At 68.0% G+C, this 23,454-nt stretch carries 21 protein-coding genes; 4 read left to right on the top strand and 17 right to left on the bottom strand.

From position 1 onward, the window contains the following. Positions 1-3 precede the first annotated feature (3 nt). A complete protein-coding gene (locus VI480_RS05145; protein WP_323671748.1) occupies positions 4-1,170 on the bottom strand; it encodes a mechanosensitive ion channel family protein in 1,167 nt (388 codons plus the stop codon). A gap of 134 nt (positions 1,171-1,304) precedes the next feature. On the opposite strand from VI480_RS05145, the gene VI480_RS05140 reads away from it, so the two are divergent. Further along, complete coding sequence (locus tag VI480_RS05140) at positions 1,305-2,132, top strand: enoyl-CoA hydratase/isomerase family protein (RefSeq protein ID WP_323671747.1); 828 nt, start codon at positions 1,305-1,307, stop codon at positions 2,130-2,132. Next, positions 2,071-2,898 (top strand): enoyl-CoA hydratase, encoded by an 828-nt coding sequence (locus tag VI480_RS05135; protein ID WP_323671767.1) that lies wholly within the window; start codon positions 2,071-2,073, stop codon positions 2,896-2,898. The genes VI480_RS05140 and VI480_RS05135 overlap by 62 nt, the downstream gene beginning before the upstream one ends. A gap of 33 nt (positions 2,899-2,931) precedes the next feature. Here VI480_RS05135 and rsgA read toward each other — a convergent pair whose 3' ends face one another. Beyond that, on the bottom strand, positions 2,932-4,062 hold the full coding sequence (gene rsgA / locus VI480_RS05130; RefSeq protein WP_323671746.1) for a ribosome small subunit-dependent GTPase A: 1,131 nt from the start codon (positions 4,060-4,062) through the stop codon (positions 2,932-2,934). Next, entirely contained in the window at positions 4,055-5,782 is a 1,728-nt protein-coding gene (locus VI480_RS05125; protein WP_323671745.1) for an ABC transporter substrate-binding protein, read from the bottom strand. The genes rsgA and VI480_RS05125 overlap by 8 nt, the downstream gene beginning before the upstream one ends. A gap of 189 nt (positions 5,783-5,971) precedes the next feature. Between VI480_RS05125 and rmuC the strand changes: the two genes are divergently transcribed. Beyond that, the gene (gene rmuC, locus VI480_RS05120; RefSeq protein WP_323671744.1) at positions 5,972-7,258 is read left to right on the top strand and encodes a DNA recombination protein RmuC; all 1,287 of its coding nucleotides are present in this window, start codon (positions 5,972-5,974) and stop codon (positions 7,256-7,258) included. A 29-nt stretch (positions 7,259-7,287) separates the two neighbouring features. On the opposite strand, the gene VI480_RS05115 is transcribed toward rmuC, so the two are convergent. From VI480_RS05115 to VI480_RS05050, 14 genes are all read right to left on the bottom strand, one after another. Continuing rightward, a complete protein-coding gene (locus VI480_RS05115; RefSeq protein WP_323671743.1) occupies positions 7,288-9,624 on the bottom strand; it encodes a xanthine dehydrogenase family protein molybdopterin-binding subunit in 2,337 nt (778 codons plus the stop codon). A 122-nt stretch (positions 9,625-9,746) separates the two neighbouring features. Then, positions 9,747-10,520, bottom strand: coding sequence for a 1,2-phenylacetyl-CoA epoxidase subunit PaaC (gene paaC / locus VI480_RS05110; RefSeq protein WP_323671742.1), 774 nt, complete (start codon positions 10,518-10,520; stop codon positions 9,747-9,749). Beyond that, positions 10,517-10,789, bottom strand: a complete 273-nt coding sequence (gene paaB, locus VI480_RS05105; RefSeq protein WP_323671741.1) for a hypothetical protein — start codon at positions 10,787-10,789, stop codon at positions 10,517-10,519. Before paaB ends, paaC begins: the two co-directional genes overlap by 4 nt. Then, the gene (locus tag VI480_RS05100; RefSeq protein WP_323671740.1) at positions 10,786-11,322 is read right to left on the bottom strand and encodes an iron-sulfur cluster assembly protein; all 537 of its coding nucleotides are present in this window, start codon (positions 11,320-11,322) and stop codon (positions 10,786-10,788) included. The genes paaB and VI480_RS05100 overlap by 4 nt, the downstream gene beginning before the upstream one ends. After that, entirely contained in the window at positions 11,319-12,239 is a 921-nt protein-coding gene (paaA, locus tag VI480_RS05095; protein ID WP_323671739.1) for a 1,2-phenylacetyl-CoA epoxidase subunit PaaA, read from the bottom strand. Before paaA ends, VI480_RS05100 begins: the two co-directional genes overlap by 4 nt. Positions 12,240-12,317: 78 nt before the next feature. Then, positions 12,318-13,682 (bottom strand): amidase, encoded by a 1,365-nt coding sequence (locus VI480_RS05090; RefSeq protein WP_323671738.1) that lies wholly within the window; start codon positions 13,680-13,682, stop codon positions 12,318-12,320. A gap of 74 nt (positions 13,683-13,756) precedes the next feature. After that, complete coding sequence (locus VI480_RS05085) at positions 13,757-14,443, bottom strand: ATP-binding cassette domain-containing protein (RefSeq protein WP_323671737.1); 687 nt, start codon at positions 14,441-14,443, stop codon at positions 13,757-13,759. Continuing rightward, the gene (locus VI480_RS05080; protein ID WP_323671736.1) at positions 14,443-16,212 is read right to left on the bottom strand and encodes a branched-chain amino acid ABC transporter ATP-binding protein/permease; all 1,770 of its coding nucleotides are present in this window, start codon (positions 16,210-16,212) and stop codon (positions 14,443-14,445) included. The genes VI480_RS05085 and VI480_RS05080 overlap by 1 nt, the downstream gene beginning before the upstream one ends. Beyond that, a complete protein-coding gene (locus VI480_RS05075; protein ID WP_323671735.1) occupies positions 16,209-17,063 on the bottom strand; it encodes a branched-chain amino acid ABC transporter permease in 855 nt (284 codons plus the stop codon). Before VI480_RS05075 ends, VI480_RS05080 begins: the two co-directional genes overlap by 4 nt. A 25-nt stretch (positions 17,064-17,088) precedes the next feature. Next, positions 17,089-18,375: a substrate-binding protein gene (locus tag VI480_RS05070; RefSeq protein ID WP_323671734.1), complete on the bottom strand. Its 1,287-nt coding sequence runs from the start codon at positions 18,373-18,375 to the stop codon at positions 17,089-17,091. Positions 18,376-18,559: 184 nt separating this feature from the next. Beyond that, entirely contained in the window at positions 18,560-19,996 is a 1,437-nt protein-coding gene (locus tag VI480_RS05065) for a substrate-binding protein (RefSeq protein WP_323671733.1), read from the bottom strand. A 9-nt stretch (positions 19,997-20,005) separates the two neighbouring features. Continuing rightward, positions 20,006-20,374, bottom strand: a complete 369-nt coding sequence (locus VI480_RS05060; protein WP_323671732.1) for a metalloregulator ArsR/SmtB family transcription factor — start codon at positions 20,372-20,374, stop codon at positions 20,006-20,008. Positions 20,375-20,455: 81 nt separating this feature from the next. Continuing rightward, positions 20,456-21,253 (bottom strand): S-methyl-5'-thioinosine phosphorylase, encoded by a 798-nt coding sequence (locus VI480_RS05055; protein WP_323671731.1) that lies wholly within the window; start codon positions 21,251-21,253, stop codon positions 20,456-20,458. Then, positions 21,250-22,596 (bottom strand): amidohydrolase, encoded by a 1,347-nt coding sequence (locus tag VI480_RS05050; RefSeq protein WP_323671730.1) that lies wholly within the window; start codon positions 22,594-22,596, stop codon positions 21,250-21,252. The genes VI480_RS05055 and VI480_RS05050 overlap by 4 nt, the downstream gene beginning before the upstream one ends. A 103-nt stretch (positions 22,597-22,699) precedes the next feature. Here VI480_RS05050 and VI480_RS05045 point away from each other — a divergent pair. Continuing rightward, the coding region (locus VI480_RS05045) for an ATP-binding protein (RefSeq protein ID WP_323671729.1) at positions 22,700-23,454 on the top strand (755 nt) is incomplete at its 3' end.

Genomic DNA, 23,454 nt, shown 5'->3' with positions numbered 1-23,454 from the left:
CAGCTACAGGTCGCTGTCGGCGCCGTCGGTGTCGGGGTCTTCGGCCTCCATCGGCGACGCCACGGTCTCGAAAGCGCTGACACGCCGCTCGCCGTTCTCGCCGTCGGGCTCGCCGCTGCGCACCCAGACCGTCCGCTGCGGGAACGGGATCTCGATGCCAGCCTCGTCGAATGCGGCCTTGATGCGCCTGCGCATCAGGCGCGCCGTTGCCCACTGCTCAGATGGCTCGGTCTTGAGCATGACCCGGATGGTGACGGCATCGGCACCGAAGGCCTGCACTCCCGACAGGGTGGGTTCTTCGAGCACTGTGGTGCTCTCGCCTTGCTCCTGCCACACCTCGTCCGCGACTCGTTTGATGATCGCCATGGCCTCGTCGAGGTCGGTGTCGTAGGCCACGTCGAGGTCGAGCGGCACCCGGGCCCACAGCTGCGACATGTTGCCCACCCGGGCGATGGCGCCGTTGGGCACATGCCAGACCGTGCCGGCGATGTCGCGCAGGCGTGTGGTGCGCAGCCCGACCGACTCGACCGTTCCGACCGCATCGCCGAGGTCGACCACGTCGCCGACGCCGTACTGATCCTCGATCAGCATGAACACGCCAGTCAGCAAGTCGCGCACAATCGACTGCGCGCCGAAGCCGACGGCGACACCGATGATGCCGGCGCCTGCGATGAGCGGCCCGAGATTCACGTCGAATTCGCCGAGCAGCATCATGAGCGCGACGGCCCAGATGATGGTGGTGGCGATGCTCTTGAACAGCGTGCCCAGCGTCGTGGCCCGCTGGCTGGCGCGCTCGGTGCGCTCGCGCAGCTGCTTCATCTTGTCGGCGAGCCGCTCGGGGTCCCAGGTTCGGCCCTCCTCGGCGGTGCGGGCGGCTTCGTCTTCTTCGGCGTGCTTCTTGTCCGAAGCGATGCGCTCCACCATGTGATCGATGGCCCGTCGCACGACCCGGCGGGCGATGATGGCCAGCAGCAGGATGATCAGCACCGTGAGCGGCTTGTCCACGATCCACACCGAGGCCGACGCGAAGCCCTCGCTGCCCGTCCAGTCGTAGATGCGCTCGCAGACCCAACTGGGTTCGGGGCCGCACACTTCGTTGACGCGACTGACTTCCAGCAACGCGTTGACCGCGTCGGTCGCCGATTCGGCCTGTGCAAGAAGTCCGGTCATCTGAGGGAGCCTAGGAGTCGCTCGCCGGCCGCTCGGGCCACGGCTTCGCCCTGCGGTTCCCGCTCCAGCTCGCTTCGCTCGCGGGCCGCTCGGGGCACGGCTTGGCCTCTGGCCCAGCCTCTAGCATCGCCGCGATGTCAGAGGACCTTGCAGGCGACGGCACCGACAATCGCACGCCGATAGACGACCCCGATGCGGCTGTGCTCTACGAGGTCGCAGGCGGGGTGGCAACGATCACGCTGAATCGGCCCGACTACCGCAACGCGCTCAGCGTCGAGATCGTGAACGGCGTCGGCGATCACTTCGAAGCGGCACTGGCCGATCCTGGGGTGCGAGCGATCCTGTTCACCCACGTGGGCAACACGTTCTGCGCTGGTGCGGACCTGCGCGCCGCCCAGCCCGGTGTGCCCCAGCCGACGCTGCGCCACAACTTTGTGGAGATCCTCGAGAAGATCATGGCCTGCGACAAGCCTGTGGTGGGCCGGCTGGCAGGTCATGTCACCGCCGGCGGCGTGGGTCTGGCTGCGGCGATGGACATCTCGATTGCCGCCGACGACGCCATCATCGGCTTCACCGAGGTCCGCATCGGCGTGGCACCTGCGGTGATCTCGGTGGTGTGCCTGCCGAAGCTGCGCCGTGCCGATGCCAGCGAGCTGTTCCTGGAGGGCGAGCGCGTGCCCGCCCCCCGGGCGGCCGCGGCCGGGCTGATCAATCGAGCGGTGCCGCGGTCCGAGCTGGACGACGAGGTATCGCAGACGCTGCGTCGCCTCGTGCGCGGAGGCCCCAACGCGCTGGCCAACACGAAGCAACTCGTCGCGAGGGTGCCCCAGATGCCCCGCGAGGAGGCGTGGGAATGGACCGCCGAACTCAGTCAGCGGCTGTTCCAGAGCGACGAGGCGGCTGAGGGCATCGCGGCCTTCCGCGAGCGTCGCGACGCGAGCTGGGTCCCGCCTGAGTCCTGAGCACTACCGGCACGGCTGCGGGTCGGGCGGTAGCGTCAGCCGCCGTGAGCGGGCAGGTACCAGCGCGCAGATGTGGAACGGCATCACCGACGCCGCGATCGAGCTGGAGAACGACCGCGAGATCCGGGTGGTGGTGATCCGCGGCGCCGGTGAGCGCGCATTCGCGGCGGGTGCCGACATCAGCCAATTCGGCGAGCAGCGATCAGACGCAAGCGGCAACCGTGACTACGACGACACGACGTCGAGAGCGCATGCCTCGCTGCTGGGACTGTCCAAGCCGCTCATCGCTGCCATCCACGGCTACTGCATCGGCGGCGGTCTCGCGGTGGCCCTGACAGCCGACCTGCGCGTTGCCGCCGAGGATGCGCAGTTCACGATCCCCGCGGCCCGCCTCGGACTCGGCTACGGCGCAGCCGGCATCGGCACGCTGATGCGGCTGGTCGGACCTTCTGCGGCCAAGCGCATCTTCTTCCTGGCCGACCGGTTCGGAGCGCAGGAAGCCCTGCAGATGGGTCTCGTCAACCGGGTAGTGCCCAAGGCGCACCTCGAGGCGTCGGTGGAGGAATGGACTGACCTCATCGGCCAGAACGCCCCGCTGACCATTGCTGCCGCCAAGGCGGCGCTGACCCAATGGCAGAAGCCGGAGTCTCAGCGTGACTTCACTGAGGTGGAGGCAATGATCCGGGCGTGCTTCGACAGCGAGGACTACCAAGAGGGCGTCGACGCGTTCATGAACAAGCGCCGACCCGAGTTCAAGGGCCGTTGAGCCCGGAGCTCGGCGCCGTGTAGGGGTCGCACCTCAGCGCGGGCTGCTCCGATCGCCGAATCGATCCCCCGCCATGTCCGCAACGAGTTCGAGATACGTGCTCAGGCGCTGCGCCGCCAGCTCGCCGGATTGCACCGCAGCAATGACCGCGCAACCTGGTTCGACCGTGTGTGAGCAGTCGGCAAAGCGGCAGTGCTGAGCGAGCGCCGTGACATCGCCAAACGTCTGCGCCAAGCCGTCGAGCACGGCCGCCCCTGCCGGGAGGCCCAGATCACCGCTCCAGGGGATCAGATCCTGCAGGCCCGGGGTGTCCACGAACGTGCCGCCATCGGGCCCGCCGACCGGTACCAACTGACGCCGCACCGTCGTGTGCCGTCCACGACCGTCCGGACTCAGAGGGGCCACAGGCATCACTTCGGCTCCAGCGAGCCGATTGACCAGCGATGACTTGCCGACCCCGGACGGGCCGCTGAGGGCGACCGTCCCGCCGTCGCCGGCCAGGGCGCCGAGGCTGTCGAGCCCGTGCCCGTCGAGAGCGCTCGTAGCCAGGATCGGCACGGCAGCCGCCGCGGAGCCGAGTCGGCGTCGCAGGGCATCGACGGTCGCCTCGTACTCGACATTCGACACCGTGTCGATCTTGTTCACCACGATCACGGGTCGAGCACCACCGCTGAACGCCGCCGTGAGGTACCACTCGATGCGGTGGCCTGCGGGGTGTGATGCCGCCGGGTCCGCAGCAGACCCACTGCCGGCGGGTGCAGGGGTGGTGACGACGGCGAGCGTGTCAGCATTGGCTGCCACCAGTTGAGGTCGTGTCCGCGGTCCGGCCGCGCGACGGCACAGCAATGATGTGCGGTCGAGCACGTCGGTGATCGCCACGCGACGATCGCTTCGCGGTTCGGTGGAGCGGACGACCCAGTCGCCCACGGTCGGATAGTCGAACGGCGAGCGGGCTGCGCGGCGCCCGGCGGCATCGAGCGCTCCGGTGACCTCGCCGGTGCCGTCAACGAGTTCGTAGGCCCCCCGATGCTCGACCGCGACGCGGCTGAGCGCGTATCCGTTCGGCACTTTGGGCACGGGCACAGTTCGGCGCTGCAGGCCGAGCTGCGCGAGCGTCGGCGGGGGCGGTGATTCGCGGGCCTGCGGATCGATGCTGTCACTCACGGCGCAGCCACACCTCGTCGTAGCGACCGACACCGAGTCGTTGCCCCTCGATCACCCTGCCATCGGGAAGCGACATCCGCCCCAGCCCTTCGACAGCCGCCGTTGCCGCCACCACACTCGACGAGTAGGCCAGGAACACGTAGGGGGCTTCGTTGGCGAGTTCGGCCATGAACTGTGCAACGGCATCGCGCCGGTCATCTCCGGCGTCAGTCGACTTGATCAGGCTCACCAAGGCGCTCAAGTGCTCACCGCTCAGATTTGACGCGTTCAGCGGCGTGGTGCGCACCGGTCCGACAGCAGCCGATGCCAGCACCGCCGGGTCGGACTCGCCCCCGACACGCCAGCACGTTGCGCCGAAGTCGCCGGCAAAGGAGGGGCTCTGGACCACCGAGCCCATGACCCGGCTGACGAGTCCTGTGCGGGCCAGCGTCTCGACGTCGACGTCGACGAGACCGGTGCTCTCCCACTGGCGCTCCAGCTCGGCGGTCATCCGGCCGAGGGCGAGGTCGTCGGTGCACAGCACTCTGATCCGCACTGGCTCGCCGGGATCCCGGCCGTCGGATCGTTCGGGGTCCTCCGTGTACTCACGCAGCAGCGCATGGGCGCGCTCGGCGTCATGGCTTGGCCAGGCCGCTGCGACCTCCTCCGAATACCAGATGCTCGCGGGCGACCACCACTGCGTAGCGGCCAGCCAATTGACATCTGGGCCGAGTGCAGAGACGAGTCGGGACTGGTCGGCAGCAGCCACCAACGCTCGCCGCACCCGGATGTCATCGAGCGGTGCGCGCAGCAGGTTGAACAGCACCACTCCGGCGTTGTCGTCATATCGCTGAACGGCGGTGAGCTGGCGGCCCCCGCCGTCGGTCGCCGCGGCCACCGCCGTGGACAGCTCGGCCGATCTCGACATCAGAATGTCGCCGCGGCCGTCGAGCAGGGCTTCGAGACGCTGGCGCTCGTCAGGAATCTGGGTGAAGACGATGTCGTCGGCCCACGGCAGTGCCGAGCCGTCTGCCGCGGTGCGCCAGTAGTCGGGGTTTGCCTCCAAGACCGCCGGCTCCCCCACAGACCAGCGCCGGAAAACGAACGGCCCGGTGCCGACGGGAGCTCTGGCGAAGGTCTCCGGCTCGGCCTCGGCGGCGATGATCGAGAAGACCCGCCCGACGGGGCCGGCCAGTGCAGCGGGAAGACCGGCGTTGGGTTCGCCCACTTCGATGACCAGCGTGAGCTCGTCGACGAGGATGACCGAGGTGATGCGAGCGTCCCGCAGGTGGCTGCTGCTGGCTCGACCTGAGCGCAGGTAGTCATCGATGCCGGTCTTGACCGTGAGCGCATCCAGCGGCTCGCCGTCGGTGAAGGTGATGCCCGGGCGCAGCTTGACCGTCCAGCGCTGCAAGGAGGGGTCCGCGGACACCGACTCCGCCAGCCAGGGTTCCACCGATCCGTCGGGAAGCACGACGGTGAGCGTCTCGAGCACATGGTCGAGCACATTGCGGCATGACCATGCGCAGACGTGATCCCACGGTGTCCAGCCGGTGATGGGCGTGGGATCAGCGGCCAGCAGCACGCGAAGCGTGCCGCCCCGGCGTGGTGACGCGTCGGGGCCTGCCGGGTCCTCCGGTGCGGCTCCGCGGATTGACTGCGTCGTAGACGGCGGAATCTCCCCCGTCGGATCGGGTGCACCGTCGGCCGTCGCGGGAGCGCGGGTGATTTCAGGTGCCACGTCGACTGCCGGATTGCACGCAGTCGCCAGCAGCAGAGCCGTCGCGAAGGCAGCCGCGCCGGATCCCCGGCGTTTCAGGAGCCCGGGCCGTTGCCGCTGGAGGCCCATGAACGCTTCCTGGCGTTTGTGCCGTACACCGTTGCTGACGCTAGTGGCGCGATGATCAAGGCCGATTAAGGAGTGAGCCTTATGTCCACCGGTCTTGCTGTCGTTCTCGGCATCGTGGCGGGCCTCGCTGTCGGCGCGGTCATTGCGTGGGCCGTGCGTTCACGCGGGCTGAAGCAGGTTGAGCTCGAACGCGACAAGGCTCGCGACGAGTCGGACGGGCAGCGCGAGGCTCTCGCTGAGTTGCGGGCCCAGCTCGCCTCGGCGGAAGCCGATCGGGCCGCGCGCGTCGAGGAGATGGCGAAGCAGCAGGCTGAGATCGAGGGTCGCTTCAAGGAGATCGCGGCCCAAGTCAGCGAAACCACGCGGGACGCCTTCATGAAGGAATTCCGCGACCTGAGCGCCGAGCAGACCAAGACGGCGGGCAAGACGGTCTCCGAACTCGTCAAGCCCATGCGGGAACGTCTGCAGGAATTGCAGGAGCATGTCAGCAAGGCCGACAAGGCTCGTGTCGAGGACACTGCCAAGGTGTCGCAGAGCGTCGATCAGCTCGTGTCAGAGACGAGTGGTCTGCGCCAGATCCTGCGCGACTCCAAGATGCGCGGCGCTTGGGGCGAGCAGCACTTGCGCAATGTCATCGAGGCCGCCGGCATGAGCAGGCACATTGACTACATCGAGCAGGCCACAGTCGGCGAACTCGGTGCCGAGGGTCGGCTGCGACCTGACGTGGTGGTGAAGGTGCCGGGCGGAGCGAGCGTCGTGATCGATGCAAAGACACCGTTTTCTGCATATGACCGTGCTGTGCAGACATCGGATGAGGCAGAGCAACAGCAGGCCCTCGTCGAGCATGCCGCCGCGCTGAGCGAGCGGGCCAAGGAACTCGGCGACCGCGACTATGGCCGGTGGGTATCAGGGTCGCCGGACTTCGTATTGATGTACGTTCCCACCGACCCCATGCTCGACGTGGCCATGGACGTCGACAGCGACGTCTGGCAGAACGCGTGGCACCGTCACCGAGTGCTGATCGCAACTCCTGGATTGCTCATTGCATTCCTGCGGACCGTCGCGCTGGCTTGGCAGCGGCAGGACATCGCCCGCAACGCGGAGGCGGTCGCCAAACTCGGCAACGACCTCTATTCCCGGCTCTCTACCTACGTCGAACACGTCGACAAGATGGGTCGCGGCCTGCGCAGCGCGGTCGGCGCCTACAACGACAGCGTGGGCTCGTTGCAAAGCAGAGTGCTTCCGCAGGCGAAGCGCTTTCGTGACCTGGGTTCGGTGACAGGCGGCGACGAACTCGATGAGCCCAATCCCATCGAACTTGACGTCCGTGCGGTGACAGCGGCTGAGTTAGAGCCGGGTCAGGACTAGGCCGACCCAATCTCAGAGTGTTTTGGTGCTTACGAAACTCCAGCAGTGGCGTCGGTGATGGCTTGCCAGACGCGCTGGGGGGTCAGCGGCATGTCGATGTGCCGGATGCCGAGGTGGGCAACGGCATCGACGACGGCGTTCTGGATGGCGGGTGTGGCGCCGACCGTGCCTGACTCGCCGATGCCCTTGGCGCCGAGCGGGTTGATGTGCGTAGGTGTCTCGAGCACCACGCGATCGAAGAAGGGCAGCTCTGCCGCAGAGATGATCGGGTAGTCGGCGAAGTTCCCGGTGAGCGGGTTGCCGTCGGCGTCGTAGATGAACTCCTCGTACAGCGCCTGGGCCGCGCCTTGTGCGAGGCCCCCGTGCACCTGCCCTGCCGCGAGCAGCGGGTTGAGGATGGTGCCGGCATCGTCGCAGGCCACGAGCCGGCGAAGCTCCACTTCGCCGGTGTGGCGGTCCACCTCCACCACGGCGACATGGGTGCCGAAGGGGAACGTGGGTGCTTCGGAGTCGAACACCTCCTCAGCATGCAGCAGGCGCGGCCCCGCAGCGCTGTCGCCGTCTGAGTCGCCGTCGCCCCTTGATGCCTCGGCGGCCGACGCGAGGTGTTCGGCGATCGCCGTCCAGCCCACCGACACCGCCGGCGTGCCCACGACGTGGAATGCTCCGGCCCCGGTGTCCAGCGTGATGTCCGCTGGGTCGGCTTCCAACAGGGTCGCCGCCACCGAGCGGGCCTGATCGACCAGCGTGCCGGAGGCTTCCCAGATGGCCGTACCCGCCAGCTGCACGGAACGCGAGCCGCCGGTCACCTCGCCGCGGGGCACCTCATCGGTGTCGCCGTGAACGATGTCGATGCCCTCCATCGGCACGCCGGTGCGGTCGGAGATGAGCATCGCCCACGAGGTGTGGTGGCCCTGCCCGTACGGTGATGAACCGGTGCGCGCCACGATGCGACCCCCCGCTAGCAGTTCGACTGCCCCGTACTCGGAGCGTCCGATGCCTGCGGTGCGCTCGACGTAGGTCGCCAATCCGATGCCGAGCAGCTTGTCGTCGCCGTCTGCGCGGCGGCGGGCCTGCTCTGCACGCAACTCGCCGTAGCCGGCCGCGTCGAGCGCAGCATCCAGGCTGGCCTCGTACGCACCTGTGTCGTATGGCATGCCGGTGCGGGTCGTAAGCGGGAAGACCTCCGGCTGCAAGAAGTTCTTCCGGCGCACCTCGGCGGGGTCCATGCCGATCTCGGCGGCGAAGACGTCGACGGCGCGCTCGATGGCCGCCGCCGCTTCGGGCCGGCCGGCGCCACGGTAGGGACCGGTCGGGGTGGTGTTGGTGAGCACCGAGACCGAGGTGAAGCCCAGCGTGGCGATGTCGTAGCAGCCTGCGAGCATCGCCCGACCGTTGTTCGGCAATGCCGCGCCCATGTTCCCGTAGGCACCGGCCTGCTGGACAACGTGCACCGCAAATGCCGTGATGCGCCCGTCACGGGTGCCGCCGATGCGGCAGTACTGGATTTGCCCGCGGCCGTGCACGAGACCGACCATGTCGTCTGTGCGTGAGGGCACCCACATGACCGGCCTGCCGGTGCGAGCTGCCAGCCAGCCCAGCAGCGCTTCCTCGGGATGCGGTCGGGCCTTCGCCCCGAAGCTCCCTCCCACGTCGCGCGAGAGCACACGCATCTGCGACCGGTCGAGTTCGAGCATCTTGGCGAGACCGGCACGCACCGGGTGGGGTCCCTGGCCGGCATTGACATGGTGCAGGCGTCCGTCGTCGGCCCAGCGGCTCGCCGCAACGCGCGGTTCCAGCGGGCACGGTGCGATGCGGTTGTTGATCGTGCGGACCTCGGCGACCGCCTCGCATGAGTCGAAATCGGCCTGCTCGTCATCGAGCGACATGCGGATTACCACGTTCGGTTCCGCCATGCCGTCGAACAGCGCCGGGCCTTCCAGTGCTTCTTCGGGATCGACGAGCGCCGGCAGCGGCTCGTAGTCGACGATGACCAGCTCCGCTGCGTCCATTGCAGCAGCCGGACTGTCTGCCACCACGACGGCGACGGGCTCGCCCACGAACCTCACCCGGCCCGCAGCCAGCAGCGGGCGCACGATGGCGGCGTCGAACGCTGGGTTCGGCGACGGGTAGGGCTCCAGATTGACATCGGCTGCCGTGACTACATCGACCACGCCGGGCGCGTCGCGTGCCGCGCCCACATCGATGCCGCTGATCTCGGCGTGGGGAACCGTCGATGTCACGTAGCAGGCGTGCGCCATGGGTTCCCAGTCGGCATCGACTGCGAGGTTGGCGACGAACTGTCCCTGGCCGCGCAACAGCGACTCGTCCTCGCGCCGGACGACAGATGTTCCTCGCAATGACATGAATCAACTCCGTTGCGCGTCCCGGCTTTGAGCCCCGGCGATTGTGGCAGGTCCGCGCTCTGTCGACCTGCGTCCGCAACGCCCTGGGCTCCGCCGGCGTCGCCGAACCGATGGGCGTCGAGCTACCAGACCGCCGTGGGGTCGATGGAGAGCACTTCGACCATCTCGGCGTGCAACGCCGCAAAGTGCGCTGAGCGCTGACCCGCGCGGCCGCTCGCCGATGCAGTGATGGCGTCGTCAGCGGGCCATTGCGGCTGGTACCCGGCTTCGGCAAGGGTCTCATCGACCGCTGACTGCCACTCGGCGCGCTGATCGCTCAGGCTGCGATCCATCACGCCGTCGGCGAGGAGTGCCTCCGGCGAGCAGCCAGGCGGGAGCTCGAAGAGCTCGCACGCCATCGGCGTGAACTGATCGAACAGCGGGAGCAGCTGCGAACGGCCAGCTTCGGTGCGCAGCAGCCGTGACAGCAACCCCGACGCGTGACGCAGGTGCGACCGTTCCTCGGCCAGGGCTCGGCGCGCAACGGCACCGAGGGCCGCCCACGACGAATCCGCGAGGGCTTCCCAGCGGACGGTTTCGGCGGTGTCGTACAGAAAGTGCCGCACCAGCGTCTCGCCCCAGTCGCGGCACGGAAGCTCAGTGAGATGCGCGCTGCGGTACTCGTGTGGCTGGCGTCCGTAGGCCAACGCGTCGACGTCGTCGCCCAGCAGCCCGTACAGCGCCCGAGCATGACCCAGCTCGTCCTGGCTGATCGACGTGAGCGCCAGATCCTCCTCGAGGAACGGGCCGACAGCTATCCACCACGCCAGGTTCTGGCCGATGCACAGCTCGTCATCGGCCAACGCCAGCACCACCTCACGCGCGCCGTCCATGCTTGCCGGAGACGAGTCGGTCATGAGGCTGGTGGGTCTCCGGCCTGCCGCAGATCCCGCAGCAATGCACCGTCGTTGTGGCGGTGAGGGCGATCTGCCATCTCGAGCTCGACGGGGTCGGCGACCAGCAGGTCCTCGCGGGCCACCACCCACATCTGGTCTCCCTCGGAGCGCCGGGTGTAGCAGTCGCGGGCAAAGCTGAGGGCGAGGTCGTCGTCGGGCGCTTCGAGCGCGCCGACATGCGTGAACGGATCCTTGCCGGGACGCTTGAGGAACACCTCGTAGGTCTTCATGCCGAGGCTCGGCTGGCTGGCGCCGCCCCAATGGCGGCCGGAAGGTCAACCCTGCCGACGACCTCGATCGGATTGCGGCAACTCGGGCACCATTCCACGCTGCGGCATGGCGTCGGCCCGAAGTCTGACCGGTGTTCCAGAGCGACATTGCCGCAGATGGGGCAGCTCGCCGCCGCCGACCGGCTTCGCACTGCTACCGAGTACTCCCGAGCCAGGAAGCCCACCGCCGACGGCGCGATCCGATCCGGCGTCCACACGGGGTCATCGACGAAGCTCACTTCGATCGAGACGTCGGCGCCGGCACACGCCGCTCGCGCTGCATCGGTGACATCCCGGGCGATGACATCCAGCGCGGGGCAGCCCAGCATGGTCGGCACGAGCTCGATCCGAACGGTCGAGCCGCCGTCGCTGCTGCTGACTCGTTCGAGAATCCCCAACTCCGCGATGGTCACCTCCGGGTACTCCGGGTCGCACACCTGCGACACGGATCGGCGGACGGCCGCGACGACACCAGCAAGAACCGCGCGGCTCATGCAGGCACCGCCGCGGCCTCGTCCAGCGCGGAGCGCACCCACGCTGCTCCATCCCAAGCGAGGCGTGCATCGTTCAGACGCCGGGCGCTGTCGGGCCCACGTCCCGCAATGGCCGCCTTCAGCGCATCCCAGTCGATCTCCCCGCTGACCCAGCGACCGGTCTCGGGGTCTTGGTGCAAGTCCGGGTCGGGAATGGTGAAGCCCGCTGCGGTCAGCTGCGGCACCATCTTCTGCACGAACCGGTCCCGAAGGTCTTCGTTGCGCTCCGATTTGATGTGCCAGCGCAGCAGCACGTCGTCGGGCCTCGTGTCGGGGCCGAAGAGCTGCACCGACTGCCACCACCACCGGTCGATGCCTTCCTGCATCATCTCGTGCTGCTGGGCGGTGCCCTTGGCCATCTTCAGCAACAGCTCCTCGCCGTTGCGCATGTGGAAGCCCTCCTCGGCGATGATCCGCCGCAGGATGCGCTTGTACGGCCCATAGCTGCAGTTCTTGAAGACGGCCTGCTGGCTGGCGAGCGCCGCCGCATCGACCAGGTACGCAATGGCGATCTGGTCGCCCCACGAGTACGCCCGGTAGTGGAACACGTTGTGAAACGTCGTACGCCCCGCGAGCAGGTCGGTGGTCATCTCGTCGCGGGTCTTGACGCCCATGTCGGCCGCCACCATGTACAGCAGGTGCGCGTGGCCGATCTCGTCCTGAGTCTTGGCCAACGCAGTCAGCTTGTTCGTCAGTCCCGGTGCCTTGGCGATCCAGTCGCGCTCGGTCAGCCCGCCCATGTACTCGCTGTTGGCGTGCAGCTCGATGAACCGGAACACCGCCTCGCGGTACGCGTCGGGCATGTCGTCGTCGGGCTCTACCAATCCGCCGTCATCCAGAAAGGCCTCGAAGTCGTCCATCGAATCCCATCTGCGCATAGTCACCTCCCTGTCACGGGGGACAATGCGAATGCTACGCGTGCGCTGTGCCGGGCTGACCGCGCCATGGACCCTGCGTCACGCCTGCGGCGCGCGGGTGTGATGATCGGTGACTCGCTGGAAGGCCTCGCCCACCGCGGCAAGCGTCCGCTCGGCGTACGGCCTGCCGATGAGCTGGAAGCCGATGGGCAGACCGTCGGGAGCGAAACCACCCGGCAGGGCGATGGCGGGCAGCCCCGCCCCGTTGACCGGGAAGGTGAACTGGGTTGTCGCGGGAATGAGCGGCACCCCGTCGAGTTCGACCGCGCCATGGGGCAGTACCTGATTGGGGTTGACCGGGGCGATGATCAGGTCAACACCCTGATCGTCGAACACATCCACACACGACCGCTCGAACGCCACCCGCTGTGCTTGCGCTGACGCAAGCTCCGTCGCCGAGATCGCGGCACCCATTTCGAGAGTGCCTCGGACCTCATCGCCGAGCAGGTCAGGGTGGTCGCTGCGCAGCTCCTCAAGCAGCGCCGCCGACTCGGCGAACACGATCGTGACGCCCGCCGGGGCGTGCTCGGCGCTGTTGGGCACCTGCACTGGACTTGTGTCGGCCACGATGGTGCGCAGCACATCGACGGCTGCGTCCATGACGGCGCCGACGTGAGGATCAACATCGATCTCGTCGAAGAAGCTGTCGCTCGGCACACCGAGGGTGAGTCCGCCGGGGTCCGCGGCGTCGCTCAGCGGAGCTTTGGACGAGAACGGGTCATCGGGCGAATGGCCTGCGATGACCTCCAGCAGAATCCGGCAATCCTCAGCGGTGCGCGCCATCGGGCCGACCGTGTCGTAGGTCCATGAGAGCAGGTGCACACCGTGTCGGGGCACTGCGCCGCGTGTGGTCTTGATTCCCGTCGTACCGCAGCAATTCGACGGGATGCGAACCGAACCGCCTGTATCGGTGCCGAGCGCACCGAACACCTGCCGGGCGGCCAGGCTCGCCGCACTGCCTCCCGAAGAACCGCCCGTCGAACGCTGCGGATCCCAGGGGTTGCGCGACGCCGGGCAGGAAACACCGAACGCCAACTCGTGCGTATTCGTCTTGCCGACGATCACGGCACCGGCCTGACGCAGGCGGTGCACGACAGTTGCGTCGTAGTCGGGCACGAATCCCCGCAGGGCGTCGCAATTCGCTTCGGTCGGAACGCCTCGAGTGAAGAACAGGTCTTTGAGGGCGATGGGAACGCCGTGCAGCGGTCCGGCTATCCCTCCGCCGTCGAGTTGCCGAGCGGCCGCGCGCGCAGCGTCAGCCCCGATCGAGGCAAATGCGTTGACGGTGGGCTCTGTCCGCTCGATGCTCGCGAGGCAGGCGTCGAGCAGTTCGACGGCGCTCAGATCTCGGGCTCTGATGGCTTGAGCCGCCGAGGCGAGGCTCATCTGCGTCGGTTCTGTCATGGTTGCCGTCCTTTGTACTTGCTCGTCTGTTCTCGCATGACTGGTGTGGCGGGGCTGGTCTGGCTGGGTCGATCTCATAGGGCGAGGCGCGCCGACAGCCGTTCCGCGAGGCCGGCCTCGCCGGCGGTACCCGCATCGACGATCTCGCCCTTCTCGAGCACGATGAACCGGTCGGCCAGCCGCAGCGCGAGCGCCAAGTGCTGTTCCACCAGCAGCACGCCACGGCCTTCCTGCCTGGCCGCTGCGAGGGCGTCGCCGAGCAGCTCGATATTCGAGGGCTGCAAGCCCTCCGTCGGTTCATCCATCAGCAGGATGGGCGCGGTCGATGCAAGCGCCGACGCGGCAGCGAGCATCTTCTGCTCACCGCCCGAAAGCGTGCCCGCTCGCTGAGCTTCGCGCCCCGCCAGCGACTCACCAAACATGGCCAGCACGCGGCCGTGCTCGGCCACCGTGTGCCCGCTCAAGCGCAAGTTGTCGCCCACCGAGAGCTGGCTGAATAGCGAGCGCTCCTGGAAAGCGGCTCGCAGCCCGGCACGAACACGGCGCGACGGCGACATCCGCGTGATATCGCCGCCGTCGAGCCGGAGCTGCCCACCAGTGGCCCTGAGCAAACCGATCATCGTCTTGACCAATGTGGTCTTGCCGGCGCCGTTGCGCCCGACCAATGCCACGATCTCGCCTTCGGAGACGCAGAAGCTGACGCCGTGCAGCACCGGCACGCTGCCGTATCCCGAGCGCAGCCCGTGCGCTTCGAACCGCATCAGCTGTCGACCCCGGCGTAGATCGCCCGCACATCGGGGTCGTTCTCGACCTCCGCGACGGTGCCGTCGGCAATGACCTCACCGCGCGCGAGCACCGTGACGCGGTCGGCCACAGCCCGGATGAACGCCATGTCGTGCTCGACGATCACGATCGGCAGGCGATGGGAACGATGAAGCTCTCGAAGGAGCGCGGCCGCTTCGAGGCTCTCGGCGACCGTCATGCCCGCGGTCGGTTCGTCGAGCAGCAGCAGGCGGCACTCCCCTGCCACCGCCATCGCGATCTCCAGCCACTGCTTGTCTCCGTGGGAGAGGTCGCCCGCCCGCATGTCGAGCCGCTCACCGAGCTGCGTGCGTTCGAGCACTTCCAGCGCCGGCCGCGGCACCGCCGTAGCCCAGGGGCGACGGATGAGTGCCCACGGCGACGAACGAGCTCCCCAAGCTGCGATGGCCACGTTCGTAGCCACAGACAGGTCGTCGATGAGCTGCGGCGACTGGAACTTGCGACTCACCCCGTGTCTTGAGAATTCCCACGCTTGGCGGCCGGTGTGCTCAGTGCCGAGCACCAGCACCCGCCCAGACTGGCAACCCTGCTGGCCCGACAGGATGTCGAGCAGCGTGGACTTGCCTGCGCCGTTCGGCCCAATGAGGCACCGAAGCTCTGCGTCTTCCATGGTGAGTGTGACGCCATCGAGCAATCGAAAGAAGCCGAAGCTCTTGTGCACGTGTCGGACTTCGAAGATCGCGGCTGTGACAGCCGACGGCGCCTCATCGCCTGCGCCCGAGTTCGCGGCAGCGCCGTTGGCAGCGGACCGCAGCACCGGCTGATGGCGGCGGCGGGCCGGCCGACCAGCCAACCGCTGGGCGCTGGGAACCAGCCCATGGGGCATCACCATCACGACGGCCACGAAGATCAGTCCGGTGGCGAGCGTCCAGTACTGCAGCCAGACATCGGCCAGCGTCGCGGAGGCGAAGTTGATCGCTATCGCACCGATAACCGGGCCCACGATGGTGCCTCGCCCGCCGACCAAAGTCCACAGCACCACGCTCGTGGCCAGCGAGAACCCGAAGATCTGCGGCGACACGAAGCTCGTGCGATGCACGTACAGCGCACCGGCAAAGCCAGCGAGTGCGCCGCCCACGGTGAACGCCCAGATCTTGATCTGGACCGTCTTGTAGCCCAGCGCCTCCATGCGCCGTTCGTTGGAGCGGATGCCAATCAGCACCGCACCGATCGGACGCGTGAGCAGCGTGCCGACCAATGTGATCGCAACGATGGCCAGCATGCTGACCGCGACATCCTGCGCGGTATCGGAGAGCTCGCTCCCGAAGGCGCCTAGGCGGGGGACGCCGGTCAGCCCGTTGAAACCTCCCGTGACGTCGCGCCACTGCTCAGCGAGCTGTTCCAGCGTGAGTGACAGCACCAGCGTGAGCAGGCCCACGACGACTGCAGACGGTCGGCGCCGCAGCATCGCCACGCCGAGGGCCGCCGCAACACCAGCGCCCACGCCGGCAGCCACGATGAGCATCGGCACGCTCAGCGACGGCGCCGCGATGGCGACCTTCGCCGACGTGTACGCAGCGATGCCGAAGGGCAGCAGCTGGCCCAGCGAGAGGATGCCGGAGTAGCCCCACACGAAATCGAGGCTGACGGCGAGGGCGGCGAACACCAGGAACAGCGAGAGCTGTCCCGAGCGATAGCCGCCGAACGCGCCGCTGAACACCGCGGCCGCAAATGCGCAGGCCGCACCGGTGGCGAGGGCACGCCTCATGCCGTGGCTCCTTCGACGGGCACCCGGCGAAGCTGCAGCATCAGCACTGCGAGCGCCAGCGAGGCGATCTGCGCCCAGACCGCGTCGTAGAAGTGGATGACGCCGGTTTGCACCGCCGCCACCACCAGCGCTCCGGCGATCACGCCCCACAGCCGGTTGAATCCGCCGACGATCACCACCAGGAATGCTCCGGGCAGGTAGGCGAGCCCGGCTTGGGGTTCGATGGCTCCGAGGGGAGCGACCAGCGCACCCGCGACACCCGCAGTCGCCGCTCCGATGCCGAATGCACAGAGGTTGGCGATGCCGGTCCGCACGCCGCACGCGTCCGCGAGGTCGCGATCGGCGACGATGGCCCGGACGGTCAAGCCGAAGCGTGACCGGGTGAAGGCGAGCAGTGTCACTACCACCACGACGACGGCGATGCCGATAAGCACATAGCGGTAGGTGGGAAACAGCACGCCCAGCGCTCGGGTCGCGCCCGGCACCGGGTTGGGGACGCCGCGAAAGTCCTTGGTGAAGATCAGCTCGACGGCCTGCCGCAGGCAGATCGACAGGCCGAACGTGGCCAGAATCGTCACCTCCGGCCGGCGATGGATGCGTCGGATGAGCCCGACCTCGATGCATGCGCCCAGCACGAACAGCACGACTGCGGCGAGCGGCAACGACAGCCAATGGCTGAGCCCGTTGGCGTGGGCGACGTAGGCGACGTACGCCCCGATCATCACGAACTCGCCGTGCGCGAGGTTGATGATCCCCATCAGACCGAACACGATGCCGAGGCCGAGCGCGACGATCGCAAGCGTCGCGAACAGACTCAGCCCGTTGAGCAACTCGAGTGTCAGCGCATCCAAGGGACTGAGCTACGAAGCCGAGCCGTTAGGGACTGCAAGTCTCGTCAGGCTCCACCGCCGGGAACGACTGGACGATGAGCTGTGAGCCGTCGGACTGGATCTCCGCCACGTAGATCGGCTGCGCCAGGTGACGGCTGCCGGTGACGGTGATGTCGCCGGTCGGCGTCGAGAGCGACAGTCCTTCGAGAGCCGCTGCGACAGCCGCCGTGTCGGTGCTGCCCGCTGCATTCGCCGCAGCCGCGTACAGCAACGCGGCGTCGTAGATGTGCGAGCTGAAGGTCATGTGCGGCGGCGCGTCAGCCCCGAACTGCTCGAAGTAGCGAGCCACGAATGCGTTGTTGGCGGGATTGTCGACTTCCTTGAAGTAGCCCAGCGTGACCCGCATGCCAGCGGTGACAGCGGGTCCCATCACGCCGAGCACGTTCTCCTCGTAGATGTTCGCCAGCCTCGGGATGGCGTCCTGGCCGATGCCGAAGTCGACTGCTTGGGTCTCGAAGGCGATGGCATCGCCGCCGACGAGCGCTGGGAAGATCAGATCCGCACCCGAGCCGGCGATCTGCTGGGCGACCGAGGAGAAGTCCTGGGTGCCGAGCGGGACGTACTCCTCGCCGACCACTTCGCCGCCTGCGGCCTCGATGTACTGCCGGGCGAGCTCGAAGCTCCGCCGTGGCCACACGTAGTCGTTGCCGAGCAGGAACCAGGTGTTGCCGCCGGTCTCGTCCATCATCCACGGAATGACCGGTGCGAGCTGCTGGCTGGGCACCTCGCCCGTGTTGAACATCACCGGCGAGCACTCGCCGCCCTCGTAGAGGGCCGCGTAGATGTACAGCACGCCGGCATCCTCGGCGAGCGGCTTGGCGGCTTCACGAGTTGCGCTGGAGTGGGTGCCGAGCACCACGTCGACCCCGTCCGATTCGATGAGCTGCTCCATGGCCTGGCGCCCGACGGCGGGATCGGTGGCGTCGTCGGCGAGGAACGTCTCAACCGGCCGACCGTTGATGCCGCCCGCGGCATTGATGTCCTCTTCGATGAACTCTGCAATGTTGGCCGTGGGCTGGCCGAAGATTCCTGCGGGGCCGCTGTTGGAGAACAGGATCCCGATGCGCACCGGCTCCCCCGACGGCTCGGCGGGCTCGTCCGCTGCGGTGGTCGCAGGTGCTTCGGTGGGTTCGGGCGCTGCGTCGCCGTCGTCCGACGGCTCGTCGGCAGGGGCGGGCGCCGCCTCGGCCTCGGTCGCCGCTGGTTCTGCGACCGCGGGCTCTTCGTCGCTCGTCGTGCATGCCGCGGCCATCCCGAGCAGCAGCGCCATCATGATTGCTGCGGTTCGATAACGGGACCGCGCCCGTGGTTTCTGTGTGCTCCCCACGGCGTCAACCTCCCCAATATGTGAGTAGATATTGACATATTGTCCCGTCAACCGGGCCGGGTCAAGCGCGGAGATGCGCGAGCAGCGGGCCCTGACACTGACGCTGCAGGTTCAGCCAGTCGCGTGAGGATCAGGCGGGCGCTGCGACGGGAAGCTCGTCGATCACCCGGACCCCGGCCGGTGTCGCCTCCCCCAGCAGCAGCGACTCCAGCGAACCTCCCGTGCCGCAGCGGCGCGGACCGCGATAGGTGCTCGTGCGCAAGCCGCTCAGCAGCGACGAGGGATCGGTGCCCCCGCCCGACCTGCAAGCCGTCGCCCACGTGTGCACCGCTTCGTAGACGCCTTCCGCGGCTGCGGACACGGGAGGGGCGCACTCGCCGAACCGGTCTGAGTAGCGCCGCAGGAACGCCCGGTTCTCTGCTGAGTCCATGCCGACGAAGTAACCGAGCGCGTTCCAGATGCCCGCAGCCGATTCGCCGAGATGCTCCACCACGGCGTCATCCATGAGGGGCGCGAACGTGCGGGTGGTCGAGCGAAGGCCCGAGGACGAGAACTCGCTCTCGAACCGAACGTGATCCTGCCCGACAAAGCTCGACACGACGTGGTCGGTGCCGCGCTCGCCGATGGCCGAGATCACCGGCGTGAAGTCCTCGGTTCCCAGCGGCACGTAGCCCTCGCCGCTGACCGTGCCGCCCATGCGCTCGATGACCTCCCGCGCGGCCATGCCGATTGCCCGGGGCCACGAGTAGTCGTTGCCGGCCAGGAACCAGCGGGAGCCGCCGGTGACCTCCGCCAGGAGCGGGAGGGCTCGGTGCAACTGGTCCAGCGGCCGCTCGCCGAAATGGATCAGCAGCGGATGGGTGGGGACCACCTCGCTGGTCGGCGTGTAGAGGTATGGGATGCCCAGGGCAACAGCGATCGGCGAGGTGGCGGAGTAGGTGGCCGAGGAGTGCATGCCCGCCACTGCGGCGATGCCCGACACCCCGCAGAGACGGCGCATCGCGACGACGCCCGTGCCTGGATCGGTGGCGTCATCGGCAACCATCAGGCGCACGTCGCGACCTGCCACGCCGCCGTCGGCATTGATCTCCTCGACGGCGAGCTGCGCACAGTTGACCGTCGAGCGTCCGAGAATCCCCGCGCTCCCCGACAGCGACGTGAGCAGTCCCAGCGGAACCTCCCAGCCCTCGGCGTCGCCGCCGCAGAGCAGCCCCAGGTCGGCCCCGAGGCGCGTGAACTCGCGATCGTCGATGCTGACCCGGATGCGCAACCGGGTGCCGCCGCTGCGCAGCGGATCGAGGTGGCATGCCACATGCCCGAACCAGGGCGACTCGTGCACCAGGTCGATCCGTCGAACCGGCGTGCAACTCATCACCCGCGCCGTTCCGTGCACCCGTGAGCCCTCACCGATGGGAAGGGCGAGCCGCACCAGCGCACCGGGCGCCAGCGCCTCGGCCTCGGAACCGAACAGCCAGCCCAGCGATGGATCGCCGGATCCGAACAGCGCCAACAACTCGCTCGGGTCTGCCGCTAGCCGCACCTCGCTGCTGAGAACGAGTTCAGCCATCGCCAGCCCCTAGGCGCTCAGCTCGTCGTCTCGCTGGCCAGCGTCGCCGCTGCCGGCGCCGGCGACCGCTTCGTTCATCGCGTCCGCTAGCTGCTCGAGGGAGTTCTGGTACACGGAGGCGAGAAAGGCGACGACCGTGTCTGCGGGCGTCGAGGTCAGCGAGTAGTGCCGGTAGCGGCCGTCGCGACGCTCGGTGATCAGCCCAGCAAGGCGCAGGATGCGCAGATGCGACGACACCGCGGTGCGGCCGACGCCGTCGAACCGAGAGGCGATCTCCCCCACCGTGAGCTCGCCATGCTCGCCGATCAGGCCCAAGATGGCCCGGCGCGTCTGGTCCGCCAAGGCGGAGAACGTGGCATCGCTAATCGGATCGGTCATGCGCGCTCTTGCATCGGCTTGTCAACACTTGTTCACATATTCTGCCATATTGAGGGCACACAGCCGTCTGCGGCCAAGCAGTCAGATCGTCGACACTGTGCGGCCGAGCAGAGTGAACAGCGGTTCCTCGGTGGCCTCGAGCGCCGCCGAGACTTCCTCGTGCGAGATCTCGCCGTCGAACATGCCGGCGGCCATGTTGGCCACTACGGCCACACCGGCGTAGGGAATGCCGGCCTCACGGGCCAGCGCCACTTCCGGATAGCCGGTCATGCCGACGACGCTGCCGCCCATCTGGGCGTACATGCGGATCTCCGCGGGTGTCTCGAAGCGGGGCCCGTTCGTGCAGACGTAGGTCGCCGTCGGCGCCACGTCGATGCCCTCGGCCGCAGCGGCAGCGGCCAGAGCAGCACGCAGCGACGGGTCGTAGGGCATCGTCATGTCGGTGTGGGTGACCTGCCCCGGCTGGTCGAAGAAGGTGGCAGCGCGGCCGGTGGTGAATTCCAAGTAGTCGTCGAGCAGCAGGAATGATCCGGTGCCCCGCTCGGGCACCATCGAACCCACGACGCTCACGGCGAGGATGGCCGTAGCCCCCAGATCCCGGATCGCGGCGATGTTGGCCCGGTAGTTGATGGCGGACGGCGGGATCGAATGGTCGCCTCCGTGGCGCGGCACGAAGACGATCCGCCGCTCGTGCCAGCGGCCGGTCATGGCGTGAGCCTCGCCCCAATCGGTCTGCACCTCATGGTGCGCTGCCTCGCTCAGGCCCGGCAGCTCATAGAAGCCGGTCCCGGCGATGATGCCTACCGGAGGGCGCTCGTGGCTCGCGCCGTCGGTCCGGTCGGTTTCGCCGATCTCGCTCGCCTCGGTCATCTCGCTCATGTCCCCGACTCCTGTGCCAGTCGCTGCGCCCGATGCTGCACTTCATAGCGAGCCCGCGACTCGTCGACCGTCAGGCACACGCCCCCGGCCACGACTCGCTCGCCGCCCACCCAGACATCGGTGACGTGGCGGCTGCCCCCAGCCCAGGCCACATGCGCTACCAGCTCCTGCGGCGAGGTGACCGGAACGAATGCCACATCGTCGAGGTCGAGCCGGATCATGTCGGCCCAGCGACCGGGCTCCAGCACGCCAGTGTGCAGGCCAAGCGCCTCCGCACCGTTGCGGGTCGCCATGGAGATCACCTGCTGCGCGCTCAGCACGGTGGGGTCGAGCGAGGTGACCCGGGCCAGCAAAGAGGCGATCTTGATCTCCTCCCACAAGTCGAGATCGTCATTTGAGGCAGGACCGTCGGTCGCCAGCGAGACCGTGATGCCCCGGTCGATCATCTCGGGCACCCGCGCCACGCCCGAACCCAGCTTCATGTTGCTGACCGGGCAGTGCGCCACCGCCACACCCGTCGACGCGTAGATGTCGAGATCGGCATCGTCGAGCCAAACGCTGTGCGCCGCGAGCACGCGCCCGTCCAGCGCGCCGGCGTCGGCCAGCAGGCGCGGCACGCTGGCACCGCCGTGTTCTTTGGCCAGCGCATCGCCTTCATCGGCGGTCTCCGCCACATGGATGTGCAGCAGAGCGTCTCGCTCGCGCGCCGCGGCGGCGATCTCCGCGCAGGCTCCCACGCCAAGGTCGTACGCCGAGTGCGGAGCGAACCCGATCGTGACGAGGCCCGATGAGTCGTTCACCGCGTCGTGCACGGCAGCGATCTCGCCCACGCGATCGGCGACGCCCCCGGAGTCGTCCAAGTGCGCCACCGACAGCACCCCCGGGCACATGACCTGCCGGATGCCGGCCTCACGGCCCGCATCGATCACCTCGTGCTCAAAGGCGTACATCTCACATGTAGTGGTGACGCCCGAGCGCAGCATCTCCACGCAGCCCAGGGTCATGCCCCACCACACATCCTCCGGATGCAGGCGCCCCTCGCGCGGCCACATCACGTCGGTGAGCCACGCCATCAACGGCAGCCCATCGCCTGCACCGCGCACCAGCGTCATCGGCGTGTGCGCATGAGTGTTCACGAGCCCTGGCATCAGCAGGCCGCCCATGTCGATCACCGGCGCATCGGTGGCGGGCGCATCCGAGGCTGCCCCTACCCACGCGAGCCGCCCGTCGGCCCCCACGTCCACCGCCCCGCGCTCGATCATCGAGAAGTCCTCGTCGCAGGCCAGTACGACATCGGCGAGGTAACGAGCGCCCACAGCGACGCCGGCTGATCCGTTCGGCACGGCCTCATCTTCGCACCGGCGGGCGGCGAGGGGTCAACGCGCCCGCCGCCGCCAGTCAACGCGCCTGCCGATTATGTGACTGCGCGCTGGTACCTTGCGCTGCATGGCGGGAAGGGAGCTGAAACAGATCTTCTCGGCCTATACCTCTCGGGACGACGCCGCATTTCGCCGAGCGGCGCTTACGATCATCCAAGAGGAAGAAGCAAAGCAGCACTTTGCGCTCGCTCGTGATCTCCGAAGCCGAATCGCCGAAGATGACAGCCGGCGCTCTGCCAACGACCTCGTGCCGTTGCCGGCGGCACCTCGCGATCCGGATCACGATGTGCCGCTCGCCGATGTTCTCTGGCCGCGCAAGACGTTCGCTGACCTTGTCCTGGCGCCGCGGACATTGGACCCTCTCCTGGCGGTCGCAATCGAGACGAAGCACCGCAAGCTGCTGACAGAGCACAGGGTGCCGCCACGGCGCAAGCTGATGTTCTGGGGCCCGCCGGGCTGTGGCAAGAGCAGCGCGGCAGAGGCACTTGCCAACGAACTCGGCTGGCCTCTCATGAGCGTGCGCATCGATTCAGTGGTGTCGTCGTTCTTGGGCGAAACGTCGGCGAACCTTCGGCGAATACTTGAGGAGGCCCGAGCGTCTCAATGGGTGGTCGTCTTCGACGAATTCGACGCCCTCGGTCGACAACGCGACGACCCGACAGAGCATGGCGAAATCAAGCGCGTCGTCAGCAGTTTCTTGCACATGCTCGAGCGCTTCGATGGGCCCAGCATCCTCATCGCCGCCACGAACCACGAGAAGCTGCTCGACGATGCATTGTGGCGGCGCTTCGATGACATCGTCGAGTTTCGGCGACCCACTGT

Origin of the sequence: Candidatus Poriferisodalis multihospitum, assembly GCF_028283155.1 — a bacterium.
Taxonomy (GTDB): Bacteria; Actinomycetota; Acidimicrobiia; order Acidimicrobiales; family Poriferisodalaceae; genus Poriferisodalis; species Poriferisodalis multihospitum.
Note: the sequence above shows the minus strand (reverse complement) of the source record. Positions and strands in the feature narration are given on the sequence as shown.